A 12,182-nucleotide genomic window follows, 5' to 3' on the forward strand; every position below is an offset into this window, starting at 1 on the left:
CTAAAAGATGCTAAACATTTTTGCCCAACAGTTTCTTTATCTTTTTCTTTCTTTCCTTCTTTTCAATGAATTTATTATTTTTTTTAAGCAATTGTTCCCTGATAAAATTAACATTTTCATGGCTGTATTTGGCATATTCTTTTGCAATGATAGGGATCATTTCATCCGTTAAGGATAATCTAATAAAATTTTGAAGCCTTTGATCTAAAGATAAAGATTGAAAACTCATCCGATTTAAATCGATTAATGAAAAAGAATATGCGTTTTTTTCTTGATCATTTTTTATGAGTACATTTCCCGGTGAAAGGTCTTTAAATAAGATATGATTTTCATGAATAGAAAAAACAAATGAAACAAATTCTTTCAGTATTAATTCCCAATCATCAAAACTATTTCTTTTTTCAATGAGTTCCCTAAAAGTAAAATCATACTCAGAATACTTTGAAAAATAAAAAGATCTTTTGATTTTAAAATTATGAATCTCTTCAAAAAAACCAATCGGTTCCGGTGTGTTTATACCCTTAGAAGTTAAAATTTCAGCATGAAAATAAGAACGATGGGCTTTAGATTTTCTAAAATTAGCATAAACAAGTTGATTGAGAAGATGAGGCTTTTTAAAAGATTTTACCGCTACGTTTCCCAGTACAGGATGAGGTATTTTACGTAAAGTGTTCCGTTCTTGAAATATAATCTCACCTAAAGAATCAAAATTTTCAATTATTTCATTTAATATGTCCGTATTGTTACGATATTTTTTAGATATATACGAATTCCATTTCATTTTATATTCCCTTTTAATTTTGCAGCTCTCGAGTAGAATTCACTTAAAATTATTCCGGTAGACATGGCGACATTTAAACTTTCTGTTTTTTGTTCTAAGCCGAATCTGGGGATTGTTAGAGTATGTGTACACAGAGATTTTATTTCATCTGAAACGCCATTTCCTTCATTACCCATAACCACATAAAAATTTTCGGGTAAACCCGTTGTATATAAATTTTCACCTTTCATATCTGTTCCCATAACCGGTATGTTGGAATTTGTCAATATTTCAGCGATGTCAGTATATACAACGTTTACTCTGCTTAACGATCCCATTGCAGATTGAACTGCTTTGGGATTATAGGCATCAGTAGTTCCTTTACTGCACAAAATCTGTTTAATTCCATACCAGTCTGCAAGACGTATAATCGTTCCCAGATTTCCCGGATCTTGTATTTCATCCAATACTAATTGTATTCCACTATATGAATTATTTGAATTTTGAGGTATTTCTAATACTGCTAATGCATCGTGAGGAGTAGTTAGAAAACTAATCTTCTTTAATTCTTCGAAACTGATCATCTGATATTGATTTTCATCTAAAAAAGAAATGGGAACCGTACTGTAAATGTTTTTTACAGAAAACTGCGAAAAGCAGAATTCTTTAATGCTTTTTATACCCTCAACAACAAATAAGTTATATTTTTGTCTATACTTTTTTTTTGAAAGCGACTGAATAAGTTTAATTTTACTTGCAGACAACATAAAATGAAATTAGGATACAATATTATAGTAAAAATATTGATTTTTGTTCAACTGTTTCTCATTTTTTCATGTAGAACAAATAAAGTACCTAAAAATGGACATTTATTTATTGATAATAAATATAAATATGTAGATAAAAAAGGAAAACCTTATTTGGATGCATACGGTAATCCCTTTTTGAATAAAAAAGGCAAAGAAATTATCAACGAATACAAGAAACCATTTGAGGATGAACTGGACAGTTATGTAAAGCAAAAATCTAACAAAAAAATACTATTCATAATTCCATTAGGGTTGTGGCTGTATGATTTCTCAAATCCTACATTCGATTCCGTCTACGCAGAATACTATTCCGTTAGTCAAAAACAAAGAAATCAAAAATTACTGGATTCTCTATATGTAAAATATAACTTAAAAAATTATGTTGGCAAATCCAGATGGTTTGATCGCTTTTTTTATAATAATGGAGAAGCCCCTGTATTAGTTGATACCTTACTATCTAAAACTTCTTCAAAAAATATACAACAATATTTTAAAAACAGAGGTTGGCGTAAGTCCATTGTAAGAGACAGTGTAATTACTTACGGTAAAAAAGCTCATGTGCAATATTCCATAAAATTAGGACGTCCTATGATTATGGATACGATCACCTATGATATTGCCGATGAAATAAAAGATGATTTATATGCTCATTATTTAAAACGAACAAGACAGGCGAAGAAAAAAAAGTCTCAAACTTATGAACTTTCAAAAGACGAATTTATATACAACCTATTCAGTAGAGGTTCCTATGTTAAAAAAGGAGATCGATTAGATGCTTATGTAATTGAGAATGAGATATCCCGTTTGGAAAACCGTTTTAAAAATATTGGATATTATCGTTTTAATGATCTTAAAGATGAAGTTATTTACTATGTTGATACGGCTAATAATGTATATGATGTTTCGGTCAGATTATCAATCAAGAAAAGCCAAATAGGAAGTTCTACCACTACCGCAACTGTTACCGATTCCACTAGATCGGATACTCTTAAGAAAGATACTTTAGTGCATAAATTCAAAAGATTTAAATACAATAAAATAAACATTTCACTTTTAGATAACGAAAATAGAGATACAAGTAAAAATACTATAGACTCAAGTTTCTATGTAACTACCAAAAAAATAGTAAGACGGGTTGACGGAAAGAAAACAAAAATCATGGTTAACGATACCATAGCTTTCATTGTTAACCATTTAGGAAATAAATATAAAAACAGAGTATTGGCAGATATGTTAGCTATTGAAAAAGGGCATTCTTATAATTTAAGCTCTGAGACTCGTACTCGACGGAATATATATAAAGTAAATAATTTTAACATCCTCGGTTTTAATACAGTTCCTGAAAAAGACTCTGATTCCACCTTAATATCCAATATCATCCTTTCTCCCATGGATAAATATTCTTATGAATTAGGATTTGAAGCGTTTAATTCAGGTGTTGTTAATTTCGGTATAACTCCCAATCTTACCTTTACGGTAAAAAATCTTTTTGGGGGAGCAGAAAATTTAAGTGTCAGTTTTGGAGGATCCTTAGGAAATATTAAAACCAAAAAAAATAACAGTAAAATTTTTAATGCATCGGAACTATCAGCGCAGGCCAGTTTATCCTTTCCTAAGCTTATTTTGCCTTTCAACGCAAAAAGAATTATTCCTAAAGCCTGGGGGCCTTCATCGGCAATTTCGTTAGGATATAATGCACAATATAATATAGGTTTGGATAAAAGAAGTTATAATGCCGGATTACTTTATAATTTCAATCCCACACGAACTACCGTTCACCAAATTACATTATGGAATCTACAATATACACAGTTTTTAAATCCTAATAATTATTTCAACATATATACACAAGACAGTAAAGTAAGAAATAGTGTTTACGATTTATATTTTCAACAGTATCCTTCCGCCAAAGAGGAGTACGACAAAAACCATAACGATAATGATTTGCTGTTTCAAATTCAGAATAATATAGACTTTCAAGATTATTTAAGAACTACGCATTTAAGTTTAGCTAACGATTACGACTTAATGGAATTTCGTCGTTATCGTTTCACACAGAATGTATTAATCTCCTCTTTTAAATATGATTTTACCTACGATCAACGATTAGGATATTTTCCGGGTAAACATCCTTTTTATTTAAAAGCACAAGTAGAATTAGCCGGTAATTTGGAATCTTTATTTAACAAAACACTCAAAGATTTTACAACTTCCAATAATAAAACTATAAAACAAATATTTGGAGTTCCCTATTCACAATATGTGAAATTCGATTTGGATTTAAGAAAATTTTGGATTTTTTCCGGAAAAAAATCGTTTAATGCAAGACTTTTTACCGGAATAGGAATACCTTATGGAAATTCCTTTAGTATGCCTTTTGACCGAAGCTACTCTGTGGGTGGACCGAGTGATGTTCGAGCTTGGAAATCCTTTGGTTTTGGTCCGGGATCATCAAAATTAGGAGGAAAAGACGGCTATGAACTAATAGCAATCGATAATTTTAAATTGTTGACTCAGGTAGAATACAGGTTTCCTTTACCAAGTAAAGGGTTCGAAGGAGCTTTATTTGTAGATGCAGGAAATGTTTGGGGAATTAATAATAATTCCCTGAATAAATTTGAATTTAATTCCTTCTATAAAGAACTGGGAATTGGAGGAGGATGGGGGATCCGTTGGGATATAAGTAACTTTATCATTCGCTTTGATTTTGCTTATCGATTTCATGATCCAAGAAGAGATGAAAATGACCGATGGTATTTTAAATATATTAATCTGTTGAAACCTCAAGTTAATTTTGCTATCGACTATCCGTTTTAATCAAATAATTTTTGTTTGTATAAATACGTTGATATATGAATTCATAAAATTCGGAAAATGAGTTTTTTTAAAAATGTTAGATTACGGAATTGGTTTGGATATATATTGGCGCTTATAGTAGCTCTTTTTATTATAATCTTTTCTAACAGCAAAGTTGAAGAATTAAAAGAAGAAGAATCCGTAAAAATTTCAAATTATGCCAAAACGTTGGAATTATTAAACACGGAAACAGATATTCCTCCAAAAACACAATTTTTTTTAGTGCAGCTTATCGAGCAAAACACTTCCATACCCGTAATTTTAGTAGATGAAAAAGGAAATTACATTGATTCTAAAAATGTAAGTAAAAAAATTATTTCAGATTCTTTAAAATTAAAGGAAGAATTGCACGAAATGGCAGAATCCTACTATCCCATTCTTATTAAACTTCCTTTTGGAAATCAATACGTATATTATAAAAACTCGGTTCTGCTGACACAATTAGGTTATTATCCCTTTGTGCTAATTATACTAGTAACATTGTTTGTCTGGTTTACCTATTGGTATTTTAAAACCGTAAAAAAAACAGAGCAAAGTTTACTATGGGCAGGAATGGCTAAGGAAACCGCACATCAAATCGGTACTCCGCTTTCATCCATCATGGGATGGCTGGAAATATTAAAAACAGAAGAAATTGATCAGAAACCGATAATAAATATTGAAAAAGATGTACACAGACTGCAAAATATTACCGACAGATTCTCTAAAATAGGATCAACTCCTTCACTAAAAAAAGAAGATATCGTGGAAATATCGGAACAAGCATTTATGTATTTGAAAAGAAGAATGTCCAAACAAATAGGGTTTGAATTTCAAGCACCTGAGTATCCAGTATATGTTTCCTTAAATAACATCTTATATAGTTGGGTTATCGAAAATCTCATTAAAAATTCGGCAGATGCCATGAAAGGAGAAGGAAAAATCAAATTGCAAATCCACGATAACAAAAAAAATATTTTTATAGATATTTCCGATGAAGGATTAGGCATTGAATCAAAAAATGTGAAAAAAATATTCAAACCCGGATTTACAACTAAAAAAAGAGGATGGGGGCTAGGCTTATCTCTGGCCAGGCGAATTATTGAAGATTATCACTACGGTAAAATTTTCGTTCAAAATACCGAAATTAATAAAGGGACTACTTTTAGAATAACTTTAAAAAAATAATTTGTAAAAATTTTATTGAGTAATAGAAAAAAACGTAGTAATTTAATTACTTTTGATATTATGATATTACGAGGAGAACATTTAATAAAAACATACGGAAACAAACGAGTAGTTAAAGATGTTTCATTAAATGTAAAACAAGGAGAAATAGTAGGATTGTTAGGGCCTAATGGAGCCGGAAAAACCACTTCTTTTTATATGATAGTAGGCTTAATCAAACCTACTCAAGGAAATGTATTTTTGGATAAGATTAACATAACCAAAGATGCCATGTATAAGAGAGCACAAAAAGGAATCGGGTATTTGGCTCAAGAAGCTTCCATATTCAGGAAATTATCCGTAGAAGATAATATTGTGGGAGTATTGGAGATGACTAAACTTTCGAAGAAAGAAAGAAAAATAAAAGCCGATTCTTTAATAGAAGAATTTGGTTTAGAACACGTTCGTAAGAACCGAGGAGATTTATTGTCGGGAGGAGAAAGACGTCGTTGCGAAATTGCCCGATGTCTGGCTACCGATCCTAAATTTATTTTACTGGATGAACCCTTTGCAGGAGTTGACCCTATTGCCGTTGAAGACATTCAAAAAGTCGTGCGTTCTTTGGTAAATAAAAATATAGGAATTTTAATAACAGACCATAACGTTCAGCAAACTTTGGCTATCACTCATAGAACTTATGTTATGTTCGAAGGAAATATATTAAAGGAAGGATATCCCGAAGAATTAGCAAATGATCCGATAGTTCGTCAAGTATATTTAGGAGAAAATTTCAGATTTGAAAAAATATAATAATGAAAAAAATATTAACAGGACTATTTATTACTTTAATAGCTACATTAAGTTATAGTCAACAAGTTCCATTAATTTCCAAAACTGAATTTTCCGAAGAAGCCTTAAAGCAATTTGTAGTTGATACGGATAATAAAGAAACAACGATGCAATCCGTACTAAATAAACACAAAGGTAAAGTTATTATCCTGAAATTTTGGGCATCTTGGTGTAAAGATTGCATAGTGGGAATGTCCGATTCACGGGCTCTTAAGCAAAAAAATAATAATGTAGATTTTATCTATCTGTCATTAGACAAAAATTACGACTCTTGGAAAAACGGTATCACTAAGTATGAATTAAATACGGGTGATAATTATTGGTTTTCAACTGGTTGGAAAAATCCTTTTACAGAATATATTGAATTAAATTGGATTCCACGCTATATGGTAATAGATCAACAAGGAAAAATTGCTTACTATTATGCAATTACGGCAAATGACACAGAAATACAAAAAACCATAGATGCATTGCAGGAAAAATAAAGCTAAATTATTTACTTATCTCTAAAAGTTTCTCAGCTTCTATCAACTGATGGTACCAATTTTCTCCGAATTTTCTAATTAAAGGTTCTTTTAAAAATTCGAAAACTTTAACATTAAGTTCTTTACCTAAAGTACACGCATCCTTGCATATATACCATTCATCATAATTTACCGCAACATATTTTCGTAATTTTTGAAGACGAACCGGATACAGATGACAGGAAATAGGTTTTTTAAAATCAATTTTACCGTCTTCGTAAGCCTTTTCAATGGCGCATTTCGCAGCTTGATTTTCATCATAGATTACATAAGCACATTCTCTACCCTCTATTAACGGAGTAACATAATCATCATCAAGATCGGTTGTATATTTACCTTCCAATTCAATAGCCCTTCTACCTTCCTCTCTAAGATAAGGCGATACTTGCTCATATATGTCTTCAAGAATCGGTAATTCTTCTTCATCGAGTGGAGCTCCCGAATCTCCTTCCACACAACATATCCCTTTGCATTTACTAAGATTACAAACAAATTGTTTCTGTAATACATCTAAAGAAATTATTGTATCTTCTATTTGAATCATGATTTTTGAAAATAAATTCAAAGATAGCATTAAATTTTTATTAAAAGTTTATATAACTTTACAAAAAAACAGTAACTTTGATAAAATGTATGCTATACATTTTTGTGTTCTTAAGAAATAAATGTGTTTGCATCAATATGTTAAATTAATTTTTTAGTGCAAATTATGAAAAAAATCGTATTAATAGGTGGAGGTTTTGCTGGGATTAATATAATCACCAGATTGTCCAATGATCCTAATTTTGAAATTACCTTAGTCGACAAAAACAACTATAATTTTTTTCCACCATTAATATATCAAGTAAGTTCAAGTATTTTAGATCCCGCAGCTATCAGCTATCCATTCCGTAGATTTATAAGACATAAAAAAAATGTTAAATTCAGATTAGGAGAATTAATTGAAATCAAATCCGATGAAAACATAGTAGTCTTATCTAATGGAGAATTAGATTATGATATTTTGATTTTAGCAACGGGAACGCAAAGTAACTATTTCGGAATGGAAAATTTAGAGAAATATGCCTTTCCAATGAAAACCTTAAATGATGCTTTGTTACTTAGAAATATACTTTTAGAAAGGTTAGAAGCCGCAAGTAGAGAAACTGATTTAGAAGAAAAGAAAAAATTATTATCCATCGTCATCACCGGAGGAGGACCTGCCGGAGTTGAAATAGCAGGAGTTATTCGCGAAATTATCAATTATATTGAAAATGTTGACTATAAAGATTTAAAAGACCAAATTCAAGTCTATTTGGTAGAAGGAAGCCCCGTATTATTGGGACCTATGAGCGAAAAATCTCACAAAGAAGCTTATCACGCCTTAGATAAATTAGGAGTTAAAATACTCGTAAATACACAAGTAAAAGATTGTGATGAAAACACTATATATTTTTCTAACGGAGATAAAATTGAAACAAAAACCATAATCTGGACAGCGGGAGTTACTTCAAGAATTTTTGAAGGAATACCCAAAGAAGTGTATGGAAGAGGTAGACGTATGCAAGTTGACGCGTATAATAAAATTCAAGGATTTTCTAATGTATATGCAATAGGAGATACCTGTATAATGACTACTGATTCTAATTTTCCTGCAGGACATCCGCAATTAGCCCAAGTAGCAATACAACAAGGAAAAAATTTGGCAAATAATTTAAAAAAACAACTTACCCAAGACAACTATCAACCTGTACCATTCAGTTATAAAGATAGAGGGTCTATGGCAGTTATCGGAAGAAATAAAGCCGTAGCCGATCTGATTCATCCTACCTTATTTTTAAAAGGATTACCGGCATGGATTATTTGGTCATCCATCCACTTAATTTCTTTAGTTTCCATAGGTAATAGATTAAATACTTTATATCGTTGGTTAACCATATACATATCTAAAAATTCTTCCTTAGGAAGTGCTTATAAAATTGGAGATCCAAGACCCTGAATACCTAAAATATTGTATATATTTAAGTAATAGAATTTATACTACAATTTGAGAATTATTTTCTTTTTTATTAACAGGAGTAGAATTATTTTGATCCATACTAACGGTGCCTTTATATAAGGCACCATTTTCAACTTGAAAACTTTTTACCTGCATATTTCCTATAATAGATCCCGAATTTTTCAAACTAAGATTATCAACAAAAATATCGCCGTCAATTTGACCATATACAATAAGTTCTTTAGTCCTAATATCTCCTTTAACACTTCCTTTCTGACCAACGACAAGACCACAAGTGCTATTGACATTTCCTAATGTTTGACCATCAATTCTAATGAATTCCTTACATTCTATATTTCCTTCGATTTTACAATCCTCCGCAATAATAGTAGTAATGTTTTCTGTAGATAAATTAAGAGCAGCTCCTTTTTTTTTATTGAACATAGTTAGTTTATTTTATATAGTAGTTAAATTTATTTCATATTTAATTTACATGCAAATAATTATTTGGATTTTCTTTTTCTTTATTTAAAATAATTTCATAATGAACATGAGGTCCGGTAGAACGGCCGGTACTTCCTAATTCACCAATAACATCTCCGGCATTGACAACCTGTCCTTCTTTAACCAATATTTTAGACATGTGACCGTATAATGTTTCATAACCGAAATGGTGCTTTATCATTACACAATTTCCATATCCTCCTCTAACACTGGCAAAGGTAACAACCCCATTCGCAGTAGCATGAATAGGATCACCAATAGTTCCCGCTATATCCAAACCCGGATGAAACTCGGATCCTTTACCTTTTTTCATCGGATTTCCTCTCACACCAAAATTAGAAGTAATCCTTCCAACGTGAGGTAAGCCGATAGGAATGAATTGAATCTTTTTATATATATCGGAAATTCTCTTTTTTTTATTTTCAATTAAATTTAAGTTAGAATCATTAACAGGATAATACTCTCCCCCCACATTATCAACATTATAATTAGTGGCGTTAGTAGGGAGTGTTTTAACTTGACGATCTTTAAGGTATCTCTCAATCTTTAATAAAGATTTTTCAGCTTCATTAAGATTGATAATCATATCATTTAATTTTTTAGTATCCAACTTGCTTTCAAGATCGGCAATCTTAACATGTAAATCTTGTTTTTGGTAATACACATAACTTATATAACTAACCAATCCCGCAACTAAACAAAATATAGTAAAAATTGATAAAAGTAAAATCTTTTTGTACAGAAAAATATTTCTTATATGCTTATTCTTAACAGAAAAAATTTTTGTTTCCAGTGAATTTTTATCAGTAATAATTATAGTGGAATATTTAGATTTGTTATTTTTCATAGTATAATATTCTGAAGGTAGTGGAACAAATATAAAAAATTAAAACTAAAAGTATAATATTAAACATTACGTTTAACAATAAATTAGCAAAAATTTAGACATTATTTGTAAGCAATAAACTGTCCACAATTTTCGTTAATTTGAAAAATAAAAGTACAATGTGTAATAGATAATAAATGCCAAATTTCACTTATTAGTATAATAAAAATATATTGACTGCAAAAGTTTACACCATACGAAGAAAGAGAAATTTATATACAATTAATTAGAATAATAACTTATAGACATCTTCAACTTTAGAAACCATTTCGACCCTAATATTATATTTCTTGCGATCAATTTTATTATACTTAGAAATGAAAATGACATCATAACCTAATTTTTCAGCCTCAATAATTCGCTGTTCAATACGATTTACAGGCCTGATTTCACCACTTAAACCAATTTCACCAGCGAATAAACAATTATCCGGTAAAGAAATATCCTCATTAGAAGACAAAATAGCACAAATAACAGCTAAGTCAATAGCAGGATCATCAACACGAATACCTCCGGTAACATTTAAAAACACATCCTTAGTTCCCAAATGAAAACCCGCACGTTTTTCCAAAACAGCTAATAACATATTTAATCGTTTGACGTCAAAACCCGTTGTCACCCGTTGAGGCGTTCCATAAACAGCCGTTGATACCAATGCTTGAATTTCAACCAACATAGGGCGTAATCCTTCCAAAGTAACCGCAATAGCATTTCCCGATAAACTTTCATCTTTTTTAGATACTAAAATTTCAGACGGATTTTTTACCTGTTTCAATCCGGAAGAGAACATTTCATAAATTCCAAGTTCGGAAGTAGATCCATATCTATTTTTATTTGCACGTAAAAGTCGGTAAACATAATTTCTGTCCCCTTCAAACTGAAGAACGACATCTACCATATGCTCCAAAATTTTAGGACCGGCTATAGAACCCTCCTTAGTAATATGTCCAATTAAAAATACAGGAGTAGAAGTTTCCTTAGCATATTTAATTAATTCGGAAGCGCATTCTCTAATTTGAGATATACTTCCCGGAGAAGATTCTATATAAGAGGAATGTAGAGTTTGAATGGAATCAATCACTAACAACTCCGGTTGAAGCTCATGAGCTTTCTTTAAAATCTTTTGAGTTGAAGTTTCCGTTAAAATATAGCATTCAGAATTAGAAATATCCAGACGGTCAGATCTCATTTTAATTTGATTACTGCTTTCCTCTCCCGAAACATATAATACTTTTCTGGGTATTTGTAAAGAAATTTGCAACAACAAAGTAGATTTACCGATGCCGGGTTCGCCTCCAATCAAAATAACACTACCGGGAACAATACCGCCACCTAATAAATGATCCAGTTCAGAGTCATTAGAAAGAATACGATATTCATCCGTAGTTTCAATTTCATGAATCTTATATATTTTATTTTTAGAAGAAGAGGAACTAAGGGAAGAAATAGAATTTGCAGAACTTTTTTCAATAACTTCTTCTACAATAGTGTTCCATTCTCCGCATACTTTGCATTGACCCAGCCATTGAGAATATTGAGTTCCGCAATTTTGACAAAAAAAAGTAGTTTTAGCCTTAGCCATATTTGATAGATATATATAGTTATTTACATTTATTAGTTAGTACAAAGATAGTCTATAATAATCTTTGTAAATGAGTATATAATAACTAGTAATAGGAGCATTAAAAAAATAAAAAAAAAAAAATTAAAATTTTTTTTGAGGTTAAATAGGTGATATTCAGGAGATTGATGATTGCTTAGCAAAAAAGATTAAAAAAAGATTAAAAAAAAACTTGCGGGGAAAGAAAAAGTAGCTATCTTTGCACCCGCAAGTCAGGAACAACGAAAGAGAAAAACAGAAGAAGAGAGA

The 12,182-nt window shown here is 30.7% G+C and carries 11 protein-coding genes; 5 read left to right on the forward strand and 6 right to left on the reverse strand.

Annotated elements, in window-relative coordinates:
• Window positions 1-10 precede the first annotated feature (10 nt).
• Together GFV00_RS08205 and GFV00_RS08210 are read right to left on the reverse strand one after the other, a co-directional pair.
• On the reverse strand, window positions 11-781 hold the full coding sequence (locus tag GFV00_RS08205) for a Kdo domain containing protein (protein ID WP_160557320.1): 771 nt from the start codon (window positions 779-781) through the stop codon (window positions 11-13).
• The gene (locus GFV00_RS08210) at window positions 778-1,527 is read right to left on the reverse strand and encodes an RNA methyltransferase (protein WP_160557319.1); all 750 of its coding nucleotides are present in this window, start codon (window positions 1,525-1,527) and stop codon (window positions 778-780) included. Before GFV00_RS08210 ends, GFV00_RS08205 begins: the two co-directional genes overlap by 4 nt.
• A 3-nt stretch (window positions 1,528-1,530) precedes the next feature.
• Between GFV00_RS08210 and GFV00_RS08215 the strand changes: the two genes are divergently transcribed.
• Genes GFV00_RS08215 through GFV00_RS08230 form a run of 4 tightly spaced genes read left to right on the forward strand, consistent with a single transcriptional unit; the run spans window position 1,531 to window position 6,905 of the window.
• Window positions 1,531-4,386 (forward strand): BamA/TamA family outer membrane protein, encoded by a 2,856-nt coding sequence (locus GFV00_RS08215; protein ID WP_160557318.1) that lies wholly within the window; start codon window positions 1,531-1,533, stop codon window positions 4,384-4,386.
• Between the two features lie 57 nt (window positions 4,387-4,443).
• Window positions 4,444-5,592, forward strand: coding sequence for a PAS domain-containing sensor histidine kinase (locus tag GFV00_RS08220; RefSeq protein WP_160557317.1), 1,149 nt, complete (start codon window positions 4,444-4,446; stop codon window positions 5,590-5,592).
• A gap of 60 nt (window positions 5,593-5,652) precedes the next feature.
• Entirely contained in the window at window positions 5,653-6,381 is a 729-nt protein-coding gene (lptB, locus tag GFV00_RS08225) for an LPS export ABC transporter ATP-binding protein (protein ID WP_105297198.1), read from the forward strand.
• Window positions 6,382-6,383: 2 nt separating this feature from the next.
• Window positions 6,384-6,905, forward strand: a complete 522-nt coding sequence (locus tag GFV00_RS08230) for a thioredoxin family protein (protein WP_160557316.1) — start codon at window positions 6,384-6,386, stop codon at window positions 6,903-6,905.
• Between the two features lie 7 nt (window positions 6,906-6,912).
• On the opposite strand, the gene GFV00_RS08235 is transcribed toward GFV00_RS08230, so the two are convergent.
• A complete protein-coding gene (locus GFV00_RS08235; protein WP_160542595.1) occupies window positions 6,913-7,488 on the reverse strand; it encodes a DUF3109 family protein in 576 nt (191 codons plus the stop codon).
• 165 nt (window positions 7,489-7,653) lie between these two features.
• Here GFV00_RS08235 and GFV00_RS08240 point away from each other — a divergent pair, with 165 nt between their 5' ends.
• Window positions 7,654-8,922 (forward strand): NAD(P)/FAD-dependent oxidoreductase, encoded by a 1,269-nt coding sequence (locus tag GFV00_RS08240; protein ID WP_160557315.1) that lies wholly within the window; start codon window positions 7,654-7,656, stop codon window positions 8,920-8,922.
• A gap of 36 nt (window positions 8,923-8,958) precedes the next feature.
• Here GFV00_RS08240 and GFV00_RS08245 read toward each other — a convergent pair whose 3' ends face one another.
• The 3 genes from GFV00_RS08245 to radA form a co-directional block, all read right to left on the reverse strand.
• Window positions 8,959-9,366 carry a polymer-forming cytoskeletal protein gene (locus tag GFV00_RS08245; RefSeq protein WP_160557314.1) on the reverse strand — a complete coding sequence of 136 codons (408 nt, stop codon included), beginning with the start codon at window positions 9,364-9,366 and terminating at the stop codon, window positions 8,959-8,961.
• 40 nt (window positions 9,367-9,406) lie between these two features.
• Window positions 9,407-10,273 carry a M23 family metallopeptidase gene (locus GFV00_RS09840; RefSeq protein WP_160557313.1) on the reverse strand — a complete coding sequence of 289 codons (867 nt, stop codon included), beginning with the start codon at window positions 10,271-10,273 and terminating at the stop codon, window positions 9,407-9,409.
• Between the two features lie 265 nt (window positions 10,274-10,538).
• Window positions 10,539-11,894 carry a DNA repair protein RadA gene (radA, locus tag GFV00_RS08255; protein ID WP_105297192.1) on the reverse strand — a complete coding sequence of 452 codons (1,356 nt, stop codon included), beginning with the start codon at window positions 11,892-11,894 and terminating at the stop codon, window positions 10,539-10,541.
• Window positions 11,895-12,182: the final 288 nt, after the last annotated feature.

Source organism: Apibacter sp. B3935 (assembly GCF_009827705.1).
In the GTDB taxonomy this organism is placed as follows: Bacteria; Bacteroidota; Bacteroidia; order Flavobacteriales; family Weeksellaceae; genus Apibacter.

Coding starts and splice junctions, on each gene's coding strand:
- GFV00_RS08205 (WP_160557320.1), bottom strand. CDS start 781: ATGAAATGGAATTCGTATATATCTAAAAAATATCGTAACAATACGGAC.
- GFV00_RS08210 (WP_160557319.1), bottom strand. CDS start 1,527: ATGTTGTCTGCAAGTAAAATTAAACTTATTCAGTCGCTTTCAAAAAAA.
- GFV00_RS08215 (WP_160557318.1), top strand. CDS start 1,531: ATGAAATTAGGATACAATATTATAGTAAAAATATTGATTTTTGTTCAA.
- GFV00_RS08220 (WP_160557317.1), top strand. CDS start 4,444: ATGAGTTTTTTTAAAAATGTTAGATTACGGAATTGGTTTGGATATATA.
- lptB (WP_105297198.1), top strand. CDS start 5,653: ATGATATTACGAGGAGAACATTTAATAAAAACATACGGAAACAAACGA.
- GFV00_RS08230 (WP_160557316.1), top strand. CDS start 6,384: ATGAAAAAAATATTAACAGGACTATTTATTACTTTAATAGCTACATTA.
- GFV00_RS08235 (WP_160542595.1), bottom strand. CDS start 7,488: ATGATTCAAATAGAAGATACAATAATTTCTTTAGATGTATTACAGAAA.
- GFV00_RS08240 (WP_160557315.1), top strand. CDS start 7,654: ATGAAAAAAATCGTATTAATAGGTGGAGGTTTTGCTGGGATTAATATA.
- GFV00_RS08245 (WP_160557314.1), bottom strand. CDS start 9,366: ATGTTCAATAAAAAAAAAGGAGCTGCTCTTAATTTATCTACAGAAAAC.
- GFV00_RS09840 (WP_160557313.1), bottom strand. CDS start 10,273: ATGAAAAATAACAAATCTAAATATTCCACTATAATTATTACTGATAAA.
- radA (WP_105297192.1), bottom strand. CDS start 11,894: ATGGCTAAGGCTAAAACTACTTTTTTTTGTCAAAATTGCGGAACTCAA.